The following is a 26,542-nucleotide window of genomic DNA, read 5'->3' as shown; positions in this document are numbered from 1 at the left end:
TTGCGCCGTGTTACGTGCTTTCGCCCACGGGTTCTTCGACGTTGTCGCGGGTCGCATGCCCGGCCAGTTCCAGCCGGGTCAGCGTTTCGATCAAGGCGGCTTCCTCGATCGCAAGCGGCGCTTGCAGCGCTCTGGATTGCGCGTCGTATTCGGCAAACGATAGTTCGTTGGCAGCGTAAGACTCATCGAGTGTCGCCTGGCGGTCCTGAAACGGCTGACGCTGAGCTTCGAACTGCGATTGGTATTTGTGGATGACAAACTCCTGCCAGAACTCTCTCGATAACAGAGCCTGAAATTCTTCGGGCGAGTTATCCAGGGCGATGATTTTTTCGTATGCGGCATCCATCTGTGCTTTTGACACATTGACCAGATGCCCGAAACCCATTCGCTCGGGCTGCCCCGGCAGTTGCAAACGGTCTTTCAGACCGTGGCGATAAAAAAGCCTGATTTCGACTTCTTCTGAGACATGCGGGGCTGGAAGCGCCTGAGCCTCCTGGCCCAGCCTGGATTCGAGGATGCTCGCCTCTCGTTGCGCAATGTCCGCCGATGCGATCTTGTCGACCTCATGCAAGCGAAACAAGGCCTTGGACAGTGCGGCAAGTTGCGGGCCTTGTGCTTGATCCCGAGCCAGGCTGCGAGCGTTATGCATCATCATCCGGGTTTCCAGATTGGCGAACGTGAAGGCTGCCCGATCGCAGCAGGCTGCCTCGCCTGACCGTTCGAACAGTTCGCTGCGCAGGCGTTCGGATTGCGGGTTGTTTTCGGTAATGCTGTCGATCAGTTTCCAGACCCGTTGCTGAAGGTCGTTATGGCCGGCGGGAACATGCAGCAGACGGGCAAGGGTATTGAACAGCCCGTCGGAGCCTTGCTGGTTACGCAGTGTTCGCCATTGGGCTCTTCGGGTTGACAGCAGATCGGTTGGCATCCCGACTGTCCAGCGAGCCATTGGGTTGTCGGTGGTGACTCGGCGCACAACAGGCGCGTGGCCGTCCGCCGTGTCGAGCAGGTTGTTCCGGCCGGTCAGCGGCATCTCTGCCTCAATCAGTCGGTCGTTGTAATGGTTCAGCCGGGTACGTGTCTCTGCCGACAGTGGATTGTCGGTGATGTTGGTCACGTTGTTGACGCGAGCCGTGTGTGCAAGTCGCTCGTCCGGCGGGGCAATGACGGAATCGGGGATTTCCTCGATCCGGTTGTTGCTCAGGTTAACGGTATCCAATAGGGGTTGATCGGCAATGCCGGCAGGAAAGGTGTCGATGCCTGTGTTGGCCAGATTGATTGAGCGCATGTCGATTATCCGGCTGAAATCCGGGGCGATGGCCAATTGTGGATTGTCATGCAGCCACAATGCTCGCAGTGTTGTGCGTTCTGACAAAGCGCGGGCGGTGTCGTCCGTCAGGACGATCTGGTTGTTCTGCAGAAACAGTCGGGTCAGACCGTTCATTTCTCCAGCGGCGGGCGGCAATTCGCGCAGTTGATTGCGTGAAAGATCCAGCCAGCGTACGTGGCGAAAACGGGTCAGAAAGCCTTCCGGCGATGTGCTCAGGCCCATATTGCTCAGGTTGAGCGAGCCGACGTGACTGAAGTCTGCGTCGATATCCGGCAGGCTTTGCAGCCTCAGACCGCGCAGGTCCAGCTCAAGTCCGATGGGGGTCCTGTCATTGGCCAGTTTTTGCGGAGTTTCACGTCGCCAGCAACTGATGATCCGCTGGCTTGCCGTGGTGCGATCGTTGCGAGTCTCGGCGTTGATTAACACCTGATTCGCGCGAAGATAACCCTGACGGTTGCCACCTCCCGAAAAAACCCACGCGTCCAGATGGGTTTTCAGTGTGGTGAATTCTCGTTCGAGGCTGGCCAGCCTTGTACCGGCAGTGCCTTGGTCAAGGTTCCACAAATACTCTCTGCACAGCTTGATGCTTTTGTTCGGATAGAGACGGCGATATCGCTGCGCTCGAGAGTTGTCGCTATCGAAAGCAGCGGGATGCGCAGCGTCCAACAGTTGCGGGTGCGCAACGTGCACACGTCGCCAGTAGCCGTCGAACTTTCTCCAGTAACCCGATGGAAAATCATTGCCCTCCAGTAATGTCGCGCCGTTGATTCGAGCGATCGAGGCCAACTGCTCGGGAGCGGGGTTGATGTTTGCCTGCGGCACTTGCGTCAAATGGTTGTTGCGCAAATCAAGGCCCGCCAAAGCAGTTTTGCCCAGCAGGCCAGTCGGCCACTGATCGATTCCCGTGCTGTTCAAGTCAAGGCTTGTCAGCCCGGACATGGCGCTGAAGTCGGGGCACGTTTTCAGCGGGTTCTGCGAAAGATTGACGATCTGCAGCCGGCTCAGGGTGCTCAGTGCTGCAGCACTTTGCGCATCCAGCTCGAGACTGTTGGCGCTCAGATCCAGTCGGGTCAGCTTGTTCATATCGTTCACGCTGGCTGGCAGCTTTTGAAGATTGGAACGGATGATGGACAGGCTTTCCAGGTTGGTAAAGTTGGCCAGGAAGGTGTCGCCGCTATCCGACCAGTTCATTTCTTGCAGATCGAGCATCCGGACATGACTGAAATCTGCCGTCAGGGCGGGCAGTGGTCCACTGCCGGGCGGAAGTCTGAGCATTTCCCCCGACTCCCGTAGCCAGCAGGCTTTGATGATTCTGGCGATACGTTGCGGTGCCCATCGTCTTGCTGTGGCCGCGTCGATGGAGCCCTGGTATTGATGGCCGGCGACATAATCTTCCAGCTGCGTTTCAAGCAGGTCGAAATCCTGCAGGCGGCGAGTCAGTTCCTGATCTCCCAATTGCAGAACGTAATCCTTCGCCGCTTGCGCATCCTTGCCCGGGTACATCCGCTGCACCGCGCTCAGCTCGGGAATATTTTCGACCAGCCTGAGACCCTGTGGATGAGCAGAGCCAGACAGTGCAGGATGATCCGCAGCGAGGCGGCGCCAATACAGTTCCAGGGTTTTCCAATAGCCGGGCGCAAAGGCGTTGCCTTCAATAAGGGTGACGCCGTTAAGTCTGACGGTGGCCTCGAGCTGCGCGGCGGGGGGATTGAGCAGCGTCTGGGGTACTTCCTGCAATTGGTTATTGCGCAAATCGACGATTTGCAGACCGGTCTGGTGGCGCAAACCTGTTGGCCACTGATCCAGTTGCGAATTGCTCAGGTTCAACACTTTCAACCCGGTCAGCGCGCTGAAGTCGGGCGTCATGCTCAGCGGATTGTTCGACAGGTTGATGGTTTCAAGATTGCTGAGAGACGTGAGTGCAGCGGCGGTTGGTGTGTCCAGCCGGATCCGGTTGGCACTCAAATCCAATGTTCTCAGGTCGCCCATCTGCGCGACGGCTGCCGGCAGTTTATCCAGCGTGGCGCGGGTGACCGTCAATTGCTCCAGGCGCGAGAATCCGCTGAGAAAAGTGTCGGCTGCGGGCGTCCAGGTGATGGAGTCCAGAGACAGTTCCCGGACATGGCTGAAATCAGCCTGCAATGCCGGCAGGGGGCCGCTGCCAGGCTCAAGCTTCAATGACGTCCCGGTCTCTCGGCGAAAGCAGCGTTTTATTTCGTGGGTGACGTGTTCTGCCCAGTCTTTTGCTATTGCTGGCGTCGAAGATGATTCTTTGCTCCAGAGCGTCAGTTGATGCTTGAGCGTTTTGTATTCGGTTTCGCGCCGACTCAACCCGCCTTCGATGTCGCTGCCCAGCGAGCGGATGTAAGCGCCAATCTGTTCCTCACTCATGGCGCGGAACAGCCTCTTTGCGCGAGCGTGTGGACTGCGCAGTCGATTGATGATGGCGGCAACCCGGTCTGCCAATTGTCGATGAGCCGGGCGTGCGTGCCCGCCACCGGGCCGGGGCAATCCACCACTGCCTGGCGCGGCCGACGTAGACGGGGCTGGTTGGGGGCGTTCCTGTGGGTGCCAGAGCCCGCTTTCGGGGTCACGCAGCAGCACCTGGCCGAGCGCTTCCAGATCCGTTGATAAGCGGGCTCGATACTGTCGGGTCTGCGTGTCGACTCCGACAAGCACCGTGCCGCCGTTGGGGACATCGACGTAACGTCGCCCCCTGTGCATCCGGAAACCCTCAGCGTTTGGACCTTGCAGGTCCGCGGGGGGGGAGATCCAGTAATGTTCCAGTGGCCATTGCTCACGCGTGATCGCGGCTATTGGTGACGCTGACTCACTGATCGTTACCGCCGGTATTGGCGCGATGCTATCGAGGCTGGCGTCGCTCGCGGGTCTGCCGAGACCCTCACGGTTCAGCGTTCCTCGTGAGCTCGATGGGCCGAAATCGACATGCGGTGGTGTCTCGGGCCTTACTGTTTCCGATCCTTGCCGGGTCGGTCGTACGGGGCTTTCAACGGTGCCTTTGAGAGGCAGTCGTGGTGACATTTTTTCTTCCTTGCAGTTTTGCTATCAGGGCCCGCGAAGGGGCGCCGACAGCGTTCGGCGTCATTGCCTGGTGGTTGTCACAGGGTCGCAAGCGCGGCGCTCGGGCGTGATCCTTTACTCGGCAAGCGCTGCCGCGTTGTCTGCCAATGTGAATATTTTGTGCGCTGTTTTGCCATCGAACCTCTCTCGCCAGATCGGCACATGCACCAGACCGGCCAGTTCATCGCGGCGCTGCGACTCGATCCCGCGTTTGCTCTGTTCCAGGGTTTTCAGGTGGCTGCCCTTGATAGTGAAGTTCAGCGGGTGGCTGTCCTGCTTGTCATAGTGGAAGTGGGCTTGCCACAACGGTCCGCCGTCAGCGCGATCAGAGATGGCGTAAACGTCGAGGAATGACTTGTCCTTGCCTTTGCCCAACGCCTTGCGATCAACGGTCTTGCTCACATTGAGCTCGGCGCGATCCAGCAGATAATTCAGGCGCATGATGTCCAGCACGTCTTTGTTCTTGTACATCCGCACCAGAATCTCTTGCCCTTGGCTGGTCAATGAGTCGGCTGCGGTTCGCAGGCGTGCGGCCAAATCGATGATCCCTCTATCTTCGCCCTCGCTTGCGTGGTTCTCCAGCCGTCTGGCCTGCTCGTTGAGCAAATCGCTTTCCTTGCCCAGACTTTCGATGATCTCTGTCGGGTTGGTTTTTCTGGCTTCTTGGGCGCTCGCATCGAGCATGTGATTCTCATGGCTGGCCAGTAACCGGATTGCCTCGCCGACCAGTTGCGAGCGTGGTACGCGGACAATCGGCGGGAGCACCGGCAGCCATTCGTCTTGTCTTTTTTCGTAGCGCCTGGGCGGTGAATCTGGCCGCAACGGGTCGGGAACCTTGATGATGATGCTCCCGTCCGGGGCGGTTTCAGTCTCTCCGACCAGTACCCTGTAAGTGCCGTGCTGACGGGTTCGGAACATCTTCTTGGCGGGGGCGGGACGGCTTGTATCGGCGTAGACCGGTTGCGTCGGAATGAAGTCGAAATCAATGTCCTGGTCGAGGCTCGGCAGATCGGATCGGCGCATCGAAACGTCAAGAATTTCAGTCAGTTTGCCTTCGATTTTCTTCTCGATCGGCTCGATCAGAGCAATGATCTCCTCAAGGTATTGGCCCCTCGGGCTTTGCGAGCTCAGCAGCATTTCAAAGCGGCTACGGTCTCCTTTCAACTGATCAATAGCCAGCAGCAGCGCCATGGGATGCTCGCGCTCTGGAACATTGCCCAGATCCCCGGTAATCAGGTCGAGGGCTGATAGCGAGGGCATGGTCGTGTCTGGCGACTGGTCGGGAGTGCCTGCAAACAGGTGCACATAAAGAGCCAGTTTGTTGAAGTTGATGCGATCCGTTGCGGGTACCTGCCAGCCGAGTTCAGTCAGTTGCGCGGCCGCTCCGGGAGACGCTTTTCTGATCTGCTCCATCACCACCTGGCGCTCGTCGAGAATCTTCAGTTTCTTGTTCAGGTGAGTGATGATTTTTCTGCAGTTGTCGGCACTCATGTCTGTCACCTCAGGCCTGGTTCTGAGGTCCATGACGGCCATGAGCCTGTTGAGGTATTCGACGCGTTCTATCCGGAAAGTGTGCAGTTCTTCCTTGAATAGCCCGCCTGCCTTGAGGATGGTCATCCAGTCCTTGTTGTCGACGAGCGACTGAACAAAGGCCGTTTGCTTTCTGATGTGCTTGAGCAAATGCACCTCAACGGCGACCAGGGCCGAGGTCCTGGCGGGGCCATCCGCCTGTTGTCGGGCCCGACTCCAGAGGGCGTCGTACTGCGTGGATGATTCGATCAGGGCGGTGTGGGCATTCTGGAAGGGTTCATAGCGTTGCATCAGGAGGGCCATTTTGGCCTGCGTCGAGTCATTGCGGGGCATGCCACCCCTCAGCCCCGTAAGTACAGAAACCCAGACGTTTGCCTCGTTGCGAGTGATCGCCCGGGTTTCGCCGCTGCGACTGGCGCGGTAGATGTTCGCGCTATCGGTGGCCACCGGATCCTTGGGGTTAACGATACGCCACACCTTGTACGCCGGGCTCGACGCGTCGAGATCTTGCATCACCTGATACGCGTGGTTGTGGATGATCACGTAGAGCTTGCCGTCGTGGCGAAACAAACCATCGCTGCCGGGCTCGGCTGTGCGCAAATCCAGATCAGTGCGAAACGGCTGAAGGCTTGCGTCGGTGAGCGGGACGTTGCCGGCGTTAACATCATTGAGTGGGTGCCAGACGCCACTGTCGACGTCGCGTAATAGCAGCGGCCCAGAGGGATGCAGTTCGCTCGATAACCGGGCCCGGTACAGTCCCGTGTCCGGCTGCACTGCGACCAGAACGATGCCGCCATCGGGGACGTCGACGTACAGCCGTTTGTTGTACACCCTGAATCCTTCGCTGTCGGCAGGCGGCAGTTTTGCCGTGGTACTGACCCAGTAATGCTTTAGCGGCTGATCGGTGACGAGACGGACTTCAGCGGGGGCTGTGGTCGGGCGAATCATGACAGTCGCTGCTGGCAGGATCGCATCGGGATCTTCGACGCCGGGTGGCGGGGTCCGCGGTTTCGGGGTTTCGCCATGAAGCCACGGATCGAGGCCTTTGCGGGCCGGCGTATCTGGCGTCCTTGTGTCGCCGTCCACCGGTCTATTCGAGCGGATATGGACGTCCACGTCCACGTAGGCGGTGCCATTGCGAGGCGGTTTTACTGCCATGTTTCTTCATCCTTGAAAAAGTGGCGGCTGCAGCACTCGTTCATCGAGTATTGCAAGGCATTCAGCGTCATTGCCGCTGTCTGGCGGGTTGAAAGTCACCGGAGATTTTCTGCTCGAAGTGCGCAGAGCGGGTTGTCGTTAGAAACCGACCATTGCCGTCGGAATTGGTCAAAATTTGTGCTATATTCCGCGCCCGCGATTTTTCACTTCAACACCGGTCGTCGACATGCAAGCAGCCAAGCCGTTATTTGACTATCCAAAATATTGGGCCGAATGTTTCGGACCAGCGCCATTCCTGCCGATGAGCAGGGAGGAGATGGATCAGCTTGGCTGGGATTCGTGCGACATCATCATTGTTACCGGTGATGCCTACGTCGATCACCCCTCGTTCGGTATGGCGATCATCGGCCGGCTGCTGGAGTCTCAGGGCTTCCGCGTCGGGATCATTGCCCAGCCGAACTGGCAGTCCAAAGACGACTTCATGAAGCTCGGTGAGCCGAACCTGTTCTTCGGGGTTGCGGCGGGCAACATGGACTCGATGATCAACCGCTACACCGCGGACAAGAAAATCCGTTCCGACGATGCCTACACGCCCGGCGGCATGGCCGGCAAGCGTCCGGATCGCGCGAGCCTGGTTTACAGCCAGCGCTGTAAAGAAGCCTACAAGCACGTGCCGATCGTCCTTGGCGGCATCGAAGCTTCCCTGCGCCGCATTGCGCACTATGACTACTGGCAGGATCGCGTGCGTAACTCGATCCTGATCGACGCCAGCGCCGACATCCTGCTTTACGGCAACGCCGAACGCGCAATTGTCGAAGTCGCCCAGCGTCTGTCCTACGGCCACAAGATCGAAGACATCACCGATGTGCGCGGCACCGCGTTCATTCGACGCGATACGCCGAAAGACTGGTATGAAGTCGATTCGACGCGCATTGACCGTCCGGGCAAGGTCGACAAGATCATCAACCCGTACGTGAACACTCAGGACACCCAGGCCTGCGCCATCGAGCAGGAAAAGGGTCCGGTTGAAGATCCGCAGGAAGCCAAGGTCGTACAGATCCTGGCCAGCCCGCGCATGACCCGTGACAAGACCGTGATTCGCCTGCCATCGGTAGAAAAGGTGCGCGGCGACGCCGTTCTGTATGCTCACGCCAACCGCGTGCTGCACCTCGAAACCAACCCGGGCAACGCCCGTGCGCTGGTGCAGAAGCACGGTGAAGTCGACGTCTGGTTCAACCCGCCGCCGATTCCGATGACCACCGAAGAAATGGACTACGTGTTCGGCATGCCTTACGCACGTGTTCCGCACCCGGCGTACGGCAAGGAGAAGATTCCGGCCTACGACATGATCCGTTTCTCGGTGAACATCATGCGTGGCTGCTTCGGCGGCTGCACCTTCTGCTCGATCACCGAGCACGAAGGCCGGATCATCCAGAACCGTTCCGAAGAGTCGATCATTCGCGAAATCGAAGAGATCCGCGACAAGGTGCCGGGCTTCACCGGCGTCATTTCCGACCTCGGCGGCCCGACTGCGAACATGTACCGCATCGCCTGCAAAACACCGGAAATCGAATCGGCGTGCCGCAAGCCGTCCTGCGTGTTCCCGGGCATCTGCCCGAACCTGAACACCGACCACTCGTCGCTGATTCAGCTGTACCGCAGCGCCCGTGCGTTGCCGGGTGTGAAGAAGATCCTGATTGCCTCCGGCCTGCGTTACGACCTCGCGGTCGAGTCGCCGGAGTACGTCAAAGAGCTGGTGACCCACCACGTCGGTGGCTACCTGAAGATCGCCCCGGAACACACCGAGGAAGGTCCGCTCAACCAGATGATGAAACCGGGCATCGGCAGCTATGACAAGTTCAAGCGCATGTTCGAGAAGTACACCAAGGAAGCGGGTAAAGAGCAGTACCTGATTCCGTACTTCATCGCCGCCCACCCGGGCACCACCGACGAAGACATGATGAACCTCGCGCTGTGGCTCAAGGGCAACGGCTTTCGCGCTGACCAGGTGCAGGCGTTCTACCCGTCGCCGATGGCCACCGCCACCGCGATGTACCACTCGGGCAAGAACCCGCTGCGCAAGGTCACCTACAAGAGTGATGGCGTGACCATCGTCAAGAGCGAAGAGCAGCGTCGTCTGCACAAGGCGTTCTTGCGTTATCACGACCCGAAAGGCTGGCCGATGCTGCGCGAAGCGTTGATCCGCATGGGCCGCGCTGATCTGATCGGTTCGGGCAAGGATCAGTTGATCCCGACGCACCAGCCGGCTACCGACAGCTATCAGAGCGCCCGTCGCAAGAACTCGACGCCAGCCGGTAGTCATAAAGTGGCGAAGGAAGGCAAAGAGAAGACCACCAAGATCCTCACTCAGCACACCGGCCTGCCGCCGCGTGCCAGTGATGGTGGTAATCCTTGGGACAAGCGTGAACAGGCCAAGGCGGCGGCGTTTGCCCGCAACCAGCAGGCGGCGAAAGAGCGCAAGGACGCCGCGAAAGGCAAGGGGCCGAAGCCGACGCGTAAGCCGGTGGTACCGCGCTAAACATTGCTGAGCTGAACAGAACGCCAACCTTCGGGTTGGCGTTTTGCATTTCAGGCCTCAGGGAATGTGTTGTTGCCGCTTGCCTCTTCGCGAGCAGGCTCGCTCCCACAGGAAACCGCGTTCCAAATGTGGGAGCGAGCCTGCTCGCGAAAGTACCCGATCAAACACTGCATTAGCCGCTGCCTGCCACAAATAGAAGCAAACTCCCCAAACCATTTCCCCGCATCGCCCGATTTTGGTGCTGTACTGCCCTAAGCATTCCGGGAAAGCGCCCAAGCCCTCTGCATGGCATAAGTCTTGCGCGCTTTCGAATACGCTTAGGCTCGCAGGAGGCACGCCGTGTCGATTCATGTCGCATTGCATCACGTCACGCATTACCGCTACGACCGCGCTGTCGAACTCGGCCCGCAGATCGTGCGCCTGCGCCCGGCTGCCCACAGCCGCACGCGGATTCTGTCGTATGCGCTGAAAGTTTCGCCCGAGCAGCACTTCATCAACTGGCAGCAGGATCCGCAGGGCAACTACCTCGCCCGATTGGTGTTCCCCGAGAAGACCAATGAACTGCGCATCGAAGTTGATCTGCTCACCGAAATGGCCGTGTTCAATCCATTCGATTTCTTCCTCGAACCCTACGCCGAGAAAATCCCTTTCGCCTACGCTGCCGATGAGCGCAAGGAGTTGGCGCCGTACCTCGAAACCCTGCCGCTGACGCCGACATTCAAGGCCTATCTGGACGCCATCGACCGCACGCCGCTGCCGGCGGTGGATTTTCTGGTGGCGCTCAACCAGCGCTTGAGCGAAGACATCGGTTACCTGATCCGCATGGAGCCGGGCGTGCAAACCCCGGAACACACCCTTGAACACGCCTCCGGTTCCTGCCGCGATTCGGCGTGGCTGCTGGTGCAACTGCTGCGCAACCTCGGGTTGGCGGCGCGATTTGTCTCCGGTTATCTGATTCAACTGACGGCCGACGTGAAAAGTCTCGACGGCCCATCCGGCACTGAAGTGGATTTCACCGACCTGCACGCCTGGTGCGAGGTGTATTTGCCGGGCGCGGGCTGGATCGGCCTCGATGCGACTTCCGGGCTGTTCGCCGGCGAAGGGCATATCCCCTTGGCGTGTAGTCCCGATCCGTCCTCGGCGGCACCGATCAGTGGCCTGGTCGAGCCGTGCGAATGTGTGTTCAGCCACGAAATGTCGGTGGAGCGGATCTGGGAGGCGCCGCGCGTCACCAAGCCCTACACCGATGAACAGTGGCTGGCGATTCAGGCGCTGGGGCGGCAGATCGATGCCGACCTGCTGGCGGATGATGTGCGCCTGACCATGGGCGGCGAGCCGACCTTCGTTTCCATCGATGACCCGGATGGCGCCGAGTGGAACACCGCCGCATTGGGCGCGGACAAGCGCCGGCTCTCCGCCGAACTGTTCCAGCGCATGCGCAAGCATTACGCGCCGAAAGGCCTGGTGCATTTCGGCCAGGGCAAGTGGTATCCCGGCGAGCAACTGCCGCGTTGGTCGCTCAATTGCTACTGGCGCCGTGATGGTGTGCCGATCTGGCACAACGACGCGCTGATTGCCGACGAACAACAGGATTACGGCGCCGACGGTGAACTGGCCGGGCGCTTTCTGGCCAGTGTCGCCGAGCGCCTGAAATTGCCTACGCGCTTTGTGTTCCCGGCCTACGAAGACAATTTCTACTACCTCTGGCGCGAGGGCACGTTGCCGAGCAATGTCAGCGCCGAAGATTCACGTCTTGAGGAACCTCTTGAGCGTACACGCCTGCGCAAGGTCTTCAGTCAGGGCCTGAACAAGGTAATCGGCCAGGTGTTGCCGCTGGCGCGCACGGCCAAGGGTGATCAATGGCAGAGCGGGCGCTGGTACCTGCGTGACGAGCATTGCCGACTGGTGCCGGGGGATTCGCCGTTGGGCTATCGCCTGCCGTTGGGGTCGCAGCCGTGGGTGAAGGCCGCGGAGTATCCGTTTATTCATCCACAGGACCCGAATCAGGATTTCCCTGAGCTGCCGGATGCCGCGCAGCTCAACCGTCACGGCGAACCGGCGACAGCTGACGAACGCGTGCCGAAAATCGACGAGTCCGCTGACTGGCTGACCCGCACTGCATTCTGCGCCGAGGCTCGCGAGGGCCGCTTGTATCTGTTCATGCCGCCGCTGGAGCGGGTCGAGGATTATCTGGAACTGGTGGCCGCCATCGAAGCGACGGCTGAAGAATTGCATTGCCCGGTGTTGCTGGAGGGCTACGAGCCACCGAGCGATCCGCGTCTGAGCAATTTCCGCATCACCCCGGATCCGGGCGTGATCGAGGTCAACGTGCAACCCTCGGCCACGTGGGACGAATTGGTCGAGCGCACCGAGTTTCTGTATGAAGAGGCGCGCCAGACCCGCCTGACCACCGAAAAATTCATGATCGACGGCCGTCACACTGGCACCGGTGGCGGTAACCATTTCGTTCTCGGTGGCGCGACGCCGGCGGATTCGCCGTTCCTGCGTCGCCCCGATCTGCTGCGCAGCCTGATCAGTTACTGGCATAACCATCCGTCATTGTCGTATCTGTTCTCTGGACTGTTCATCGGCCCGACGTCTCAGGCGCCGCGTGTCGATGAGGCGCGCAATGATGCTTTGTACGAACTGGAAATCGCCTTCGCGCAGATGCCCGAGCCGGGTGAGGAATGCGCCCCGTGGCTGGTCGATCGACTGTTGCGCAATTTGCTGATCGACGTCACCGGCAACACCCACCGTGCCGAGTTCTGCATCGACAAACTGTATTCGCCTGATGGCGCCACCGGTCGTCTCGGTTTGCTGGAATTGCGTGCGTTCGAAATGCCGCCCCATGCGCGCATGAGCCTGGCCCAGCAGTTGTTGCTGCGGGCGCTGGTCGCGCGGTTTTGGCGCGAACCTTATGCGCCGCCGAAACTGGCGCGCTGGGGTACCGAACTGCACGACCGTTTTTTGCTGCCGCACTTTATCGAGCAGGATTTTGCCGACGTCATTGTCGAACTGAACAACGCCGGTTATCCGCTGCGCGCGGAATGGTTTGCCGCGCATCTGGAATTTCGTTTTCCCAAGGTCGGCGATTACGCCGTCAACGGCATCGAACTGGAACTGCGGCAGGCGCTGGAGCCTTGGCATGTGCTGGGCGAGGAGGGCGCGGCGGGCGGCACGGTGCGTTACGTCGACTCATCGCTGGAGCGCCTGCAGGTCAAGCTCAAAGGCTTGCCGCCGCAGCGTTATCTGCTGACGTGTAACGGCATCGCGGTGCCGTTGCACCCGACCGGACGCGTGGGCGAGTTCGTTGCAGGTGTGCGTTACCGGGCGTGGCAACCGGCCAACTGTTTGCAACCGACAATACCCGTGCACGCACCGCTGGTGTTCGACCTCCTCGACACTTGGATGGGGCGTTCCCTGGGCGGTTGTCAGTACCACGTTGCCCATCCGGGCGGGCGCAATTACGAGACGTTGCCGGTCAACGCCAACGAAGCGGAGAGCCGGCGCATGGCGCGATTCTTCCGCGTCGGACACACGCCGGGGAAACTTCCTGTACCGAATGTAGAAATCAGTGACGAGCTACCGATGACAATCGATTTACGACGTTTCTAAGGCCTACGCGACACGCGGATTTTTCGTATATCCGCGCGTCATGTGCCTGCGTTAGTCTGACCGTTCCTTGCTGTCTGCCGAGCTTTCCATGCCTGACCTGCTAGACCGCTACCCGCTTACGGCGGGCACTTATCACGAACTGCTCGACGGCAGTGGCGCGGTGCGCCCGCACTGGCGGCGGCTGTTCGATCAGTTGCAACGCAGCACCCCGGCGCAACTGATGCAGCGGCAGGCATTGCTGGCGCGGCAGATTCAGGAAAACGGCGTCACGTATAACGTCTATGCCGACCCGAAAGGCGCGGATCGGCCATGGGAGCTGGATCTGTTGCCGCATGTGATTGCGGCGGATGAATGGCAGCAACTGTCGGCAGGTATCGCCCAGCGTGCGCGACTGCTCAATGCTGTGCTGGCTGATTTGTATGGGCCGCAACGGCTGATCAGCGAAGGCCTGTTGCCGGCAGAGCTGGTCTTCGGCCACAACAATTTTCTCTGGCCATGTCAGCATGTCGCGCCGCCGGAAGCGTCGTTTCTGCACCTGTATGCCGTCGATCTGGCGCGCACGCCGGACGGGCGTTGGTGGGTCACCGCCGATCGCACCCAAGCCCCGTCGGGTGCCGGTTATGCCTTGGAAAACCGCACAATCGTGTCGCGCGCGTTTCCCGAGTTGTACCGGGATCTGAAGGTGCAGCATCTGGCCGGGTTCTTCCGCACGTTGCAGGAAACCCTCGCGCGACAGGCGCCGTGTGACGATGACGCGCCGCTGGTGGTGTTGCTCACCCCGGGGCGCTTCAACGAAAGTTATTTTGAACATCTGTATCTGGCTCGCCAGCTCGGTTATCCGCTGGTCGAGGGCGGTGATCTGACGGTGCGCGATGCCACGGTCTACCTGAAAACCCTCAGTGGCCTGCGTCGGGTGCACGCAGTCATGCGCAGGCTCGATGATGATTTTTGCGACCCGCTGGAACTGCGTACTGACTCGGCACTCGGCGTTCCCGGGTTGCTTGAGGCGGTGCGCCAAGGTCGAGTCCTGGTCGCCAATGCGCTGGGTAGCGGCGTGCTGGAGTCGCCGGGGTTGCTGGGCTTTCTGCCGAAGATCAACCAATACCTGTTTGGTGAAGAGCTGATTTTGCCGTCGATCGCGACGTGGTGGTGTGGTGAGGCGCCAGTGTTGGCCCAAGCCCTGGAAAAACTTCCCGAACTGCTGATCAAACCGGCATTTCCTTCGCAGAGCTTCGCGCCGGTATTTGGCCGTGATCTGAGTGAAAAACAGCGTCAGGCGCTTGCCGAACGCATGCAGGCGCGTCCTTATGCCTATGTCGCGCAAGAATTGGCTCAGCTGTCCCAAGCGCCGATCTGGCAGGCGGAAAACGCTCAACTGCAACCACGGGCGATCGGTATGCGCATGTACGCCGTGGCCGGTGCTGACGATTATCGCGTGCTTCCGGGTGGTCTGACCCGGGTGGCGGCCGAGGCCGATGCCGAAGTGGTGTCGATGCAGCGTGGTGGAGCGAGCAAAGACACTTGGGTACTGGGTGATCGCCCTCCCAGCGGTGAGCAATGGAAGAGTCAGCGCAACGTTGGGGTCCATGATCTGGTGCGGCGCGATCCGTACCTGCCGTCACGGGTGGTGGAAAACCTGTTCTGGTTCGGCCGTTACTGCGAGCGCTGTGATGACAGTGCGCGGTTACTGCGCATCATGCTCGCGCGTTATGTCGACGGCGACGACCCGCAAGCGTTGCAGGCCGCTGTCGATCTCGGCGAGCGACTGACGCTGCTGCCGGACGAGGGTGAACTGCCGGAGCGTCTGTTGGCGGCACTGCTGGGTGAGGATTGGTCGTTCAGTCTGCGTTCCAACCTGCAACGTTTGCAGTGGGCGGCCTCGCAAGTGCGTGGCAAACTTTCTCGAGAAAACTGGCAGGCGCTGGTGGAACTGCAACGCGAAGCGACGGAGCTGGACACCGATGAGCCGGATTTCGGCGAGTTGCTGGATTTTCTCAACCGGCTGGTGATGTCGCTGGCGGCGCTGTCCGGGTTTGCCCTCGACGACATGACCCGCGACGAAGGCTGGCGCTTTCTGATGATCGGCCGGCGTATCGAGCGTCTGCAATTTCTCAGCAGCAGTCTGGCGGCGTTTCTGCGTGGCGCTGGGGCGTTCGATCAGGCGGGCCTGGAGTGGTTGCTGGAACTGGGCAACAGCAGCATCACCTATCGCTCACGTTATCTGGCGGTGGCGCAATTGATTCCGGTGCTCGACCTGTTGCTGCTCGATGAGCAGAACCCGCACGCGGTGTTGTTCCAGTTGAAACTGGTGACCCGCACCTTGAAACGTTTGAACGACGATTTCGCTGCGCCAAGGGAGGCCGGACTGCCGCAATTGGTCGAGCGTCTGGCGCGCTTCGATCTGGGATGTCTGGAGAATCCATTATTCGGTGAGTCCAGTGTACGAGCCGCTCTGAATGGTCTGGCGGATCTGCTGCAAGAGATTGCCGAGGCCAGCGGGCAGGTGTCGGATCGTCTGGCCCTGCGCCATTTCGCCCATGTCGATGACGTCAGCCAGCGCACGGTGTCCCTGTGATGAATGCTCGCTACCAGATCCTCCACGACACCTGTTACCACTACGACAGCCCGGTGTCCCTGGCGCAGCAACTGGCGCACTTGTGGCCGCGTGAATGCGCCTGGCAGCGCTGCACTGAACAGCAGCTGCTGATCAGCCCGGAACCGACAGCACGCCGCGATGAGCTCGACGTGTTTGGCAATCCGCTGACCCGGCTGGCCTTCGAGCGTCCTCACGATGAATTGCAGGTCAATGCCCGGCTCACCGTTGAGGTGCTGGCGCGGCCGGCTCTGGATTTCAATCAGTCGCCGGCCTGGGAATTGACCCGCGATGCACTCACCTACAGCAGCCAGCCGTTGTCCGCTGAGTTGCTCGAAGCCTGTCGCTACCGGTTCCAGTCACCGTACGTGCATTTGAAAAGCCGCTTCGTCGAGTTCTCTCAGAGTTGTTTTGCGCCGGGCAGGCCGTTGCTGTTGGGCGTGCGGGACTTGATGCAGAAGATCTTCAGCGAATTCACTTTTGATGCCGAGGCGACTCAGGTGGCGACCCCGCTGGTGGAAGTGCTGGAGCGCCGGCGTGGGGTCTGTCAGGACTTCGCGCACTTGATGCTGGCGTGCGTGCGCTCGCGAGGGCTGGCAGCGCGCTACATCAGTGGTTATTTGCTGACGCAGCCACCACCGGGGCAGCCGCGCTTGATCGGCGCCGATGCTTCGCATGCCTGGGTGTCGGTGTTTTGTCCGGTACTGGGCTGGGTGGATTTTGATCCGACCAATAATGTGCAGCCAGCGCTCGAGCACATCACGTTGGCGTGGGGGCGGGATTTTTCCGATGTGTCGCCGTTGCGCGGGGTGATTCTGGGCGGCGGCAATCATGATCCGGAAGTGCGCGTCACCGTAATGCCTCTGGATTAACGATGATCAAACTGTAGGAGTGAGCCTGCTCGCGATAGCGGTGTGTCAGTGGAAATATTTGCTGCTGACACACCGCTATCGCGAGCAGGCTCACTCCTACAGGGGGAATTGGGGTGTTTCTGGGAGGGCTGTGAGGGCCAGCAGTGAAACCGCCAGCCCCGTCACAAATCCGCAGGGTCTGATTCGATCATCAAACCCGGTGGGGTTCAGGCGTCGGGCGCCTGATCTTTCGGTGTTTCGGTTGCATCAACATCATCTTCCGTTGCCACTTCACCCTCAGGGTTCAGTGCTGCTTCTTCAGCGGTTTGTTTCTTGCGCTGAAGCTTTTCCTCTTTCTTCTGTTCCTTTGCCAGGTCTCGTTGACGTTTGGCGAAGGAGTAATTGGGTTTGGCCATGGGCGATCCTCTTGGGTCGAAGGTGAGGTTGAGCGGCGCATATTCTGCCCTGTATCGGTGTCCGGGGGTTAACCGGGTTTTTGCTCGACCCATTTTGGCGTGACGGTCGGCTTCCAGTTATCCAGAGCATCGAGCAGTGCTTGCGGCGATTCGCTCACTTGCAGCATGTCACGGTGTGGCGCGCGAACGAAGCCTTCGCCGACGATATGGTCGAGAAATGCAGTGAGTTTGCTGTAGAAACCGTTCACTTCCAGCAGACCCAGCGGCTTGCCGTGGTAGCCGAGCTGGCCCCAGGTCCAGACTTCGAACAGCTCTTCCAGCGTACCCAGACCACCGGGCAGAGCAATGAACGCGTCGCTTAGCTCAGCCATGCGTGCCTTGCGCGCATGCATGCCGTCGACCACTTCCAGACGGGTCAGGCTTTTGTGGCCGATTTCCTTGTCCATCAGGCTTTGCGGGATGATGCCGATCACTTCGCCGCCGGCAGCCAGTGCCGCATCAGCAACGATGCCCATCAAACCCACGGCGCCGCCGCCATAGACCAGAGTCAGCTTACGTTCGGCCAACGCCTGGCCAAGAGCGACTGCGGCTGCGGTGTAAGCCGGAACAGTGCCGGCGTTGGCACCGCAAAATACACAAACGGATTTCAGAGACATGCCTTCCTCCTGGGTCAATCCGTCACAGGGTAATGGCTGGCACGCCTTGATCCAAGGGCTAAACTTCGCGTTCCGGCGATTCAAAGGTGCCGCTGGCACCACAGGCGTAGGCGGCGAGCAAACTGCACAACAGACCGTTAAAGAACATGACCGACACTCCGTCTCAGTAGATGTGCCGATCATAGGGCCGGCCGGGGAATCTGGCCGTTAGATTGTGTCGATGAGTGTCATAGCCTGAAAGTTGTATACAATTTTTGACTCAAGTCATAGGAACTTGCGAAGATTTCAGGCAGTCTTTCCACCATTCGTGTTTTTGTTAACCCTGCCTTGGAGATTCACCATGTTTTCCAAAGTTGTTGCGGTATCCCTGCTGGCGCTGGCCAGCAGCCAATTGATGGCTGCCGAGTGCAAAACCACCGTTGACTCCACCGATCAGATGTCCTTCAACACCAAGGAAATCGTGATCGACAAGAGCTGCAAGACCTTCACCGTCGAGCTGACCCACTCCGGCAACCTGCCGAAGAACGTCATGGGCCATAACCTGGTAATCAGCAAAGAAGCTGACATGCAGCCAATCGCCACCGCTGGCCTGGCCGCCGGTATCGACAAGAACTACCTGCCGGAAGGTGATGCGCGCGTTATCGCTCACACCAAGATCATCGGCGCCAAGGAAACCGACTCGGTGACTTTCGATGTGGCGAAGATTGCAGACGGCGGCTACGGCTTCTTCTGCTCGTTCCCTGGCCACATCTCGATGATGAAAGGCACCATTACCGTCAAGTAATTCTTTAGCGAATTGCGTCATGGAAAACGCCGCTGCGGCACACCGCAGCGGCGTTTTTTTGCCTGTGGAGAACTTCAAAGCGTCGATGCCGTTGGTCAGAAAACCAACGCTACCTGTAATTTCTGACAGTAGACGGTATTGGCGACATGCTGCTGAATGGGTGCTCACTTGTTTGCGAAGAAGGAACTCCCATGCAAAGCCAAAAAACTCAAACCGTCATTTCGAGGATTGAAGACACGAACGGACGGTTCCTGGAAGATGGCGCCGATACGACTGACTCGACGCTGACATTATTCGGTAAAGGCAACCCTTCAGACGAGATAGTCATCACAGACGAAGAGCATCAATTTGAACCGAGTTTTACCGTGGACGGTTCAGGAAACTGGAAAGCGGAAATCTTCGATTATGAAAGAAAGATGCTTGTTCTCACTGCAACCGGGGGGAATAGTGTGCCCTCGCAGAAATGGAGCATCAACGTAGTCCCCGCAAGTCCGGTCTTAATTGACAGAGTCAGAGACTCCAAAGGAGAGATTGAAAACAATGGCACTACCTACGATACGCAGATAACTGCCAATGGACGTGCGTCTCCCTTTACTTCCGTCTATGTAGGTCCGCGTGTCGGAGGACTCTATGGAGAGACGGTGATTGCATCGCAATCGGGTACCTGGATCGCGCAGCTACTGAATCTGAACCCCTCACTTCATGCAATTCACGCCAAGGCTGCTGATTCAGCCGTTCCTTCAGACATGTGGGTATTCACAGTCAATCCAGAAGTGAAGCTGGGAATAGATCAGGTCAAGGACTCGTTGCGGCCCATTGAAGTGGGCGGCAGTACGTATGATCCGGAACTGCGCTTGTTTGGCTGGTATTCCCTCGGCGCAGGCAAAGTAGATCTTTACGACGATGAAGAGCTCATTTTCAGCGGTCTCGACATTCGTGAGGGACGCTGGCAGACCCCCCCTCACACGTTTGCCGAGAAGACTTATAAGTTCATTGTAAAAACGCCGGACGGCGAGCGTCAGTCAACTGCCTGGCCGATTACGGTAAAACCGGCATTGTTGTTGACGATCGATAGCGTGAGAGACAGTCAGGGCGAAATCGCTGACGGTGGTGACACGGGTGAAATGCAACTTCAACTTCGTGGCAGAGCACCAGAAAACGCCTTGCGGCTGAAAATTTATGACGGTAATGATTACCTGACTGAGGCAACGATTCTCGATAAAGGGAACTGGACCGCCAGCGTTTCATTGTCAGCGATCAAAGACTATGTGTTCTATGCCAAAACGGCAGATTCCGGGCAGTCCTCCAACGCTTGGAAAATCCAGGTCCGAGAAAAAACTATGCTCTTTATACAATCAGTCAGAGGGGAAAATCTGGTTCCTATTGGAAACCCCGGTGAGACCCCGTTCACTACTTTGAAGCTGATCGGTCGAGCCGAGCGGGGAGAGCACGGTTATATCGTTGACGGATCCGTCACCCCTCCACAAGATCTGTTCCCGTTCCAGGCCGACAAGGATAATCACTGGGAGGTCGACATTCCTCATCTGGAGCGGCGCGAATACCGTTTCATCGCGAAGTCCTCGACGGGCCGTGAGTCCAAATCATGGGTTATCCGTATCCTCCCGCAATAGCATTAGTCTGTGTCACACGCGCACCAGGCTGGAAGACCTGATGCGCGTTGCAAGTCAAGGCGCGAACGGCATGACCCGTTTGTGATGGGTCTTGTTGTAGGTCGCAACGATGATGTCGAACGCTTCCTGGCGCACCGGTTCGCCATGCAGGAAGGCGTCGATTTCGGCATAGGTCACGCCATGCGAAGCCTCGTCCGGTTTGCCCGGCGACAGATCTTCCAGGTCTGCCGTCGGCACTTTCTCGACCAGCGACTCCGGCGCGCCAAAGCTGCGCGCAATCGCCCGAACCTGATTTTTTACCAGACCGCTGAGCGGTGCCAGATCACAAGCGCCGTCACCGAACTTGGTGAAGAAACCCATTACCGCTTCCGCCGCGTGATCGGTGCCGATCACCAGACCGTGCGCCGCGCCAGCGATGGTGTACTGCGCAACCATGCGCATCCGCGCCTTGGTGTTGCCAAGCACGAAGTCCACCGACACCGCGTGCTTGCCTTCAAACGCCGCCACTTCACTGGCCAGCGATTTCACCGCCGGGCCGATGTTGACCGTGTGACGCTCGTCCGGAGCAATGAAGTCCACTGATGCCTGGGCGTCGTGTTCGTCGAACTGGGTTTCGTACGGCAGGCGCACGGCGATGAATTTGTAGCTGTTGTCGCCGGTCTGGTCGCGCAGTTCACGCATCGCCCGCTGGGCTAACAGGCCGGCGGTCAGCGAGTCGACGCCGCCGCTGATGCCCAGCACCAATGTCTTGAGCCCGGAATTGACCAGACAATCCTGAATAAAGGCAATGCGCCGGGCGACTTCGGCCTGCAGGGCCTGGTAGTCGGCGAACGGCGGTTGCACCTTGAGCTGTTCAGCAATCTCACGCTGTACGGCTTGCATGAATTCACTCCTTGCTAGATAGACGGGGATCGGCAGGAACCTGGAACACGTGTCGCAAATAGGCGACAAAATTCGGGTCTTTGCAGTGGGACTTGCCTGGCTCGTCGGAGATCTTCGCCACCGGTTGGCCGTTGCAGGCAGTCATTTTAAGCACGATGCTCATCGGTTCGACACCCGCAATGTCGCAGGTGAGGTTGGTGCCGATGCCAAAGCTGACGTTGATCCGACCGTGCAGCGCGCGGAAGATCTCCAGCGACTTGGGCAGGGTCAGGCTGTCGGAGAACACCAGGGTTTTGCTCATCGGGTCGATGCCCAGCCGGTGATAGTGGGCGATGCATTTTTCGCCCCACACCACCGGGTCACCGGAGTCGTGGCGCAGGCCGTCGAAAAGCTTGGCGAAGAACAGGTCGAAATCGCCAAGGAACGCATCGGTGGTGATGCAATCGGTAAGCGCGATCCCGAGCAAGCCACGATACTCGCGGACCCAACAATCGAGCGCGGCGATCTGGCTGTCGATCAATCGCGGGCCGAGTTGCTGGTGGGCCATGATCCACTCGTGGGCCATGGTGCCCAGCGGTTTCATGTCCAGTTCACGCGACAGGTGCACGTTGCTGGTGCCGACGAAACGTCCCGGGAAGTCGTGCTTGAGCACATTCACCACCTCTGCCTGCACGCCGTACGAAAAGCGCCGACGGGTGCCGAAATCGGCGACCTGCAGTTGCGACAACTCATCAGCCGAGGCGTTGGCGGTCAGCCAGTCGAATTTGCGATAGAGCTGTTCGCGCGCCTGTTCCAGTACGGTTTCACGGTAGCGATAGCGGTTGCGCACCTCGCTGACGATCGCCAGCAACGGCACTTCATAGAGGATCACATGCAACCATGGCCCGCGCAGACGGATGAACAACTCGCCGTTTTCGATACCGGTGTGCACATAGCGCAAGTTGAAGCGGAACAGCCCGAGAAAGCGCAGGAAATCCGGCTTGAGGAAGCTGATGCGCTCAAGAAAACTCAGTTGATCGGCGCTCAGGCTCAGCTCGGCCAGCCGCTCGATCTGAAAACGGATCTCGGCCAGATACGGGCGCAGATCCTCGCTGTTACGGCAACGGAACTCCCATTCGACTTCGACGTTGGGGTAGTTGTGCAGCACCGCCTGCATCATCGTCAGTTTGTAGAAGTCGGTGTCGAGCAGGTTCTGCACGATGCGATCGGCAAACACGCTCTCGCTCATAACGGGGTCTCCAGGTGCGCCGCGCCTGTGCGCGGTCTCATTCAATGGCGCTAGTGGCGCATATCAGGGACGAAGATTGCCAGCAATTTTTTAAATCACCGCAGAACCCTTGTGGGAGCGAGCTTGCTCGCGAAGGCGTCATTTCATTCGACATTGATACTGATGTGCCGGCCTCTTCGCGAGCAGGCTCGCTCCCACAGTTTTTAATCGTGTCAGCCCTCCGGACTATCGATCTGCTCCAGCATCCATTTGACGAAGTCGCGCACCTTGGGCACTTCCGCCGCATGCTCCGGGTAGGCCAGGTAATAGGCGTCGCTGCTGGGCATCGCATGCTGCCAGGGAATAACCAGTTTGCCGTCGGCCAATTCTTCCTCCACCAGAAACCGTGGCAACAACGCCACACCGCAGCCAACCTGCGCGGCACGAATGCACATATAAAAGGTTTCGAAACGCGGCCCGTGGTAGCTGTGTTCGGTCTGGTAACCCTGACTGTCGAACCAGTCGTGCCACGCTTGCGGGCGCGAGGCATTTTGCAGCAGCACCAGATCGGTGAGTTGCGTCGGATCAGTGAACGGCTTGTCCGGCAGGCTGCCCGGCGCGCAGACCGGAACAAGCTCTTCGCCGAACAACTTCAGGCATTCAGTGCCGGGCCGCGAGCCCTGACCGAAATAGAACGCCAGATCGCTGCGCCCTTGCAGCAGGTCATCCGCTTCCTGCTCGTTGCACAAATCCAGATGGATCGAAGGATGGCGTAGCCGCCAGCCTTTCAGGCGCGGCACCAGCCAACGGGCGCCGAAGGTTGATGGCGTAGAGACGCGCAGGACTTCGGTCTCGCCGCCGTAGGAACGCAGGTAATGCGTCGACATTTCCACTTGGGTGAGAATTTTTCGTACTTCAACCAAGTACAAATCCCCGGCCGGGGTCATCTGCAAACGCCGGCGCACACGACGGAACAACAAATGCTGCAACAGCTCTTCAAGCTGCGCGACCTGTTTGCTCACCGCACTCTGGGTCAGGTTCAGTTCCTCGGCGGCGCGGGTGAAGCTCAGGTGCCGGGTCACGGCCTCGAAGCACTGCAACGCGGTGATCGAGGGCAAGTGGCGTTTGTTCAGCATGGCCGATCCTTTTCTTGTCTTTCTGTGCGCAGCATGAATAAACGGAATGATATCTCGCGTAAAGGTCGTTTGTTGCCTTGCCATTGTGACGCTACAACTAAAGGCCTGCCCGGTCGCGAAACAGTGGCCGCACACATTCAGTTTTTTGCTTGAGGAGTGACCCATGGTTGCCGCATTGCTTGATCGTCTAGGGGTGAACCCGGCCCTTTATCAGAACGGCAAAGTGCCGGTGCATTCGCCGATCGACGGCAGCCGCATCGCCGCCGTGAACTGGGAAGGCCCGGCCGAAGTCGAGCAGCACATCAGTCGCGCAGATCATGCGTTCGAGCAATGGCGCAAGGTGCCGGCCCCGCGTCGCGGCGAACTGGTGCGTCAATTCGGTGAAGTGCTGCGCGAATACAAGGCTGATCTCGGCGAACTGGTTTCCTGGGAAGCGGGCAAGATCACCCAGGAAGGCCTGGGTGAAGTGCAGGAGATGATCGACATCTGCGATTTCGCCGTTGGCCTGTCCCGCCAGTTGTACGGTTTGACCATCGCCTCCGAGCGTCCGGGCCACCATATGCGTGAAACCTGGCATCCACTGGGCGTGGTCGGGGTGATCAGCGCGTTCAACTTCCCGGTTGCGGTGTGGGCGTGGAACACCACGCTGGCGCTGGTCTGCGGCAACCCGGTGGTGTGGAAGCCGTCGGAGAAAACTCCGCTCACCGCGTTGGCCTGTCAGGCGCTGTTCGATCGCGTGGTGAAGAACTTCACCGATGCCCCGGCGAACCTGTGTCAGGTGATCATCGGTGGTCGCGATGCCGGTGAAGCGCTGGTCGATGATCCCCGTGTCGCGCTGATCAGCGCCACTGGCAGCACACGCATGGGCCGCGAAGTGGCGCCGAAAGTCGCCGCGCGTTTTGCTCGCAGCATTCTTGAATTGGGTGGCAACAACGCGATGATCCTCGGCCCAAGCGCCGATCTCGACATGGCCGTGCGTGCGATTCTGTTCAGCGCCGTCGGTACCGCTGGCCAGCGTTGCACCACCTTGCGCCGTCTGATCGCTCATGAGTCGGTCAAAGAAGAAATCGTCACCCGCCTGAAAGCCGCGTACTCGAAAGTGCGCATCGGCAACCCGCTGGAAGGCAATCTGGTCGGTCCGCTGATCGACAAGCACAGCTTCGAAAACATGCAGGACGCGCTGGAACAGGCATTGAGCGAGGGCGGTCGGGTGTTCGGCGGCAAGCGTCAGCTCGAAGATCAATTCCCCAACGCCTACTACGTGTCGCCTGCCATCGTTGAAATGCCGGAACAAAGCGATGTGGTCTGCAATGAAACCTTCGCGCCGATTCTGTATGTGGTCGGTTACAACGATTTCCAGGAAGCGCTGCGCCTGAATAACGCGGTGCCACAAGGCTTGTCGTCGTGCATCTTCACCACTGACGTACGCGAGGCTGAGCAGTTCATGTCGGCGGTCGGCAGCGACTGCGGCATCGCCAACGTCAACATCGGCCCGAGCGGTGCAGAAATTGGTGGCGCGTTTGGCGGCGAGAAAGAGACCGGTGGCGGTCGTGAGTCCGGCTCTGACGCATGGCGCGCCTATATGCGCCGCCAGACCAACACCGTGAACTACTCGCTGGAGCTGCCGCTGGCGCAGGGCATCACGTTCGACTGATAGGTGGAGATCCCCTGTAAGAATGAGCCTGCTCGCGATAGCGGTTGGTCAGTCAGCATTGATGTTGGAGGTGCCGACGTCATCGCGAGCAGGCTCACTCCTACATTGAATTGTGTGTTTGGCAGGTTTCTGTTGGAGTCTGGCAATGCCGTTACGCGAAGAATGTCTGTGGGAAAAGCTTACGCCGCAGAGGCCGGATAACACCGCGCTCAGGGGCGAAGTAAAGGTCGATGTCTGCGTGATCGGCGCCGGGTTCACCGGGTTGTCGGCGGCGCTGCATCTGTTGGAAAAAGGCAAAAGCGTCTGCGTGCTAGAGGCTCATCGCGCGGGGCACGGCGGTTCCGGACGCAACGTCGGGCTGGTCAACGCCGGCATGTGGATCCCGCCGGACGAGATAGAAGCCGGTTTCGGCGAAGCGGTCGGCAGTCAGCTCAATCGCATGCTCGGGGGCGCACCGGCGCTGGTCTTCAGCCTTGTGGATAAATACAACATCGATTGCCAGTTACGCCGCGAAGGCACGTTGCACATGGCGCACAACGCCAAGGGCGAGGCGGATCTGCGCAGCCGTGAACAGCAATGGAAACGCCGAGGTGCGCCGGTCGAATTGCTGACCGGCAAGGCCTGCGAGCAAGCCACCGGCACGCAAAAAATTGCCGCCGCATTGCTCGATCGCCGCGCCGGGACGCTCAATCCGATGGCGTATGTCACCGGGCTGGCCAACGCGGTGAAAGGTCTCGGCGGGCAAATGTTCGATCATTCGCCGGTCACTCGCCTTGAGCGTCAGGGCTCGAACTGGTCGGTGCAGACTGAGCACGGTTCGGTGCTGGCCGAGCAAGTGGTCATCGCCTCCAACGCCTACACCGAAGGCGACTGGACCGAACTCAAACGCAACTTCTTCCCCGGTTACTACTATCAGGTCGCGTCGGTGCCGCTGACCGAGGACGCCGCGCAGGAAATTCTCCCGGGCGGGCAGGGTTCGTGGGATACGCGGCAGGTGCTGAGCAGCATCCGTCGCGACAAAGAAGGGCGCTTGTTGCTCGGCAGCCTCGGCAATGGCAATCAGAAACCGACGTGGTTTCTCAAGGCCTGGGCCGACCGCGTGCAGCAGCATTACTTCCCCAATCTGAAACCGGTCGAGTGGGAATGCACCTGGACCGGGCGCATCGCGTTCACGCCCGATCACCTTATGCGCCTGTTCGAACCGGCGCCGGGACTGGTGGCCGTCACCGGTTATAACGGTCGTGGCGTGACGACTGGCACCGTGGTCGGCAAAGCCTTCGCCGACTATTTGTGCAACGGCAATCCCCAAGCGCTGCCCATTCCCTTCGCACCGATGCAGCCCTTGGCGGGTGTGGGCTTGCGCAGTTGCCTGTACGAGGCCGGGTTCTCGCTGTATCACGCGGGCCAGTGCCTGCGCATCGTCATTTGAGTGTTGAAATATGTTGCCGGAAGCGGCGCTTTTCGATGCAGCGACTAGCCTGT

Annotated in this window: 15 protein-coding genes; 8 read left to right on the top strand and 7 right to left on the bottom strand. The window is 59.4% G+C overall.

Annotation, left to right across the window (positions count from 1 at the left end; genetic code table 11):
• Positions 1 to 10: 10 nt before the first annotated feature.
• A complete protein-coding gene (locus ACOYXJ_RS06565) occupies positions 11 to 4,369 on the bottom strand; it encodes an NEL-type E3 ubiquitin ligase domain-containing protein (RefSeq protein ID WP_460368569.1) in 4,359 nt (1,452 codons plus the stop codon).
• A 114-nt stretch (positions 4,370 to 4,483) separates the two neighbouring features.
• Positions 4,484 to 7,096, bottom strand: a complete 2,613-nt coding sequence (locus ACOYXJ_RS06560; protein ID WP_460368567.1) for a hypothetical protein — start codon at positions 7,094 to 7,096, stop codon at positions 4,484 to 4,486.
• 226 nt (positions 7,097 to 7,322) lie between these two features.
• Between ACOYXJ_RS06560 and ACOYXJ_RS06555 the strand changes: the two genes are divergently transcribed.
• The 4 genes from ACOYXJ_RS06555 (at position 7,323) to ACOYXJ_RS06540 (ending at position 16,715) form a co-directional block, all read left to right on the top strand.
• Positions 7,323 to 9,635, top strand: coding sequence for a YgiQ family radical SAM protein (locus ACOYXJ_RS06555; protein WP_095120622.1), 2,313 nt, complete (start codon positions 7,323 to 7,325; stop codon positions 9,633 to 9,635).
• 339 nt (positions 9,636 to 9,974) lie between these two features.
• Positions 9,975 to 13,250 carry a transglutaminase family protein gene (locus ACOYXJ_RS06550; RefSeq protein ID WP_460368565.1) on the top strand — a complete coding sequence of 1,092 codons (3,276 nt, stop codon included), beginning with the start codon at positions 9,975 to 9,977 and terminating at the stop codon, positions 13,248 to 13,250.
• Positions 13,251 to 13,338: 88 nt separating this feature from the next.
• On the top strand, positions 13,339 to 15,825 hold the full coding sequence (locus tag ACOYXJ_RS06545; protein ID WP_460368563.1) for a circularly permuted type 2 ATP-grasp protein: 2,487 nt from the start codon (positions 13,339 to 13,341) through the stop codon (positions 15,823 to 15,825).
• Positions 15,825 to 16,715 carry a transglutaminase family protein gene (locus ACOYXJ_RS06540; protein WP_150795624.1) on the top strand — a complete coding sequence of 297 codons (891 nt, stop codon included), beginning with the start codon at positions 15,825 to 15,827 and terminating at the stop codon, positions 16,713 to 16,715. The genes ACOYXJ_RS06545 and ACOYXJ_RS06540 overlap by 1 nt, the downstream gene beginning before the upstream one ends.
• A 206-nt stretch (positions 16,716 to 16,921) precedes the next feature.
• Here ACOYXJ_RS06540 and ACOYXJ_RS06535 read toward each other — a convergent pair whose 3' ends face one another.
• Together ACOYXJ_RS06535 and ACOYXJ_RS06530 are read right to left on the bottom strand one after the other, a co-directional pair.
• The gene (locus tag ACOYXJ_RS06535; protein WP_095121840.1) at positions 16,922 to 17,110 is read right to left on the bottom strand and encodes a hypothetical protein; all 189 of its coding nucleotides are present in this window, start codon (positions 17,108 to 17,110) and stop codon (positions 16,922 to 16,924) included.
• A gap of 68 nt (positions 17,111 to 17,178) precedes the next feature.
• Positions 17,179 to 17,766: an LOG family protein gene (locus tag ACOYXJ_RS06530; RefSeq protein WP_460368560.1), complete on the bottom strand. Its 588-nt coding sequence runs from the start codon at positions 17,764 to 17,766 to the stop codon at positions 17,179 to 17,181.
• Positions 17,767 to 18,106: 340 nt separating this feature from the next.
• Here ACOYXJ_RS06530 and azu point away from each other — a divergent pair, with 340 nt between their 5' ends.
• Positions 18,107 to 18,550, top strand: coding sequence for an azurin (gene azu / locus ACOYXJ_RS06525; RefSeq protein ID WP_150795626.1), 444 nt, complete (start codon positions 18,107 to 18,109; stop codon positions 18,548 to 18,550).
• Positions 18,551 to 18,741: 191 nt separating this feature from the next.
• The gene (locus tag ACOYXJ_RS06520) at positions 18,742 to 20,181 is read left to right on the top strand and encodes a hypothetical protein (protein WP_460368558.1); all 1,440 of its coding nucleotides are present in this window, start codon (positions 18,742 to 18,744) and stop codon (positions 20,179 to 20,181) included.
• 54 nt (positions 20,182 to 20,235) lie between these two features.
• Here the strand turns inward: ACOYXJ_RS06520 and nadE are convergent, their stop codons facing one another.
• The 3 genes from nadE to ACOYXJ_RS06505 form a co-directional block, all read right to left on the bottom strand.
• The gene (gene nadE, locus ACOYXJ_RS06515; protein ID WP_122599297.1) at positions 20,236 to 21,063 is read right to left on the bottom strand and encodes an ammonia-dependent NAD(+) synthetase; all 828 of its coding nucleotides are present in this window, start codon (positions 21,061 to 21,063) and stop codon (positions 20,236 to 20,238) included.
• A gap of 4 nt (positions 21,064 to 21,067) precedes the next feature.
• Entirely contained in the window at positions 21,068 to 22,291 is a 1,224-nt protein-coding gene (gene pncB, locus ACOYXJ_RS06510; RefSeq protein ID WP_110719580.1) for a nicotinate phosphoribosyltransferase, read from the bottom strand.
• Between the two features lie 212 nt (positions 22,292 to 22,503).
• Positions 22,504 to 23,406: a LysR family transcriptional regulator gene (locus ACOYXJ_RS06505; protein WP_460368555.1), complete on the bottom strand. Its 903-nt coding sequence runs from the start codon at positions 23,404 to 23,406 to the stop codon at positions 22,504 to 22,506.
• 163 nt (positions 23,407 to 23,569) lie between these two features.
• On the opposite strand from ACOYXJ_RS06505, the gene amaB reads away from it, so the two are divergent.
• Entirely contained in the window at positions 23,570 to 25,060 is a 1,491-nt protein-coding gene (gene amaB / locus ACOYXJ_RS06500; RefSeq protein WP_150795629.1) for an L-piperidine-6-carboxylate dehydrogenase, read from the top strand.
• 145 nt (positions 25,061 to 25,205) lie between these two features.
• The gene (amaA, locus tag ACOYXJ_RS06495; protein ID WP_150795630.1) at positions 25,206 to 26,489 is read left to right on the top strand and encodes an L-pipecolate oxidase; all 1,284 of its coding nucleotides are present in this window, start codon (positions 25,206 to 25,208) and stop codon (positions 26,487 to 26,489) included.
• The last annotated feature ends 53 nt before the right edge of the window (positions 26,490 to 26,542 follow it).

It is taken from the genome of Pseudomonas sp. Tul2A7, assembly GCF_054790505.1.
Note: the sequence above shows the minus strand (reverse complement) of the source record. Positions and strands in the feature narration are given on the sequence as shown.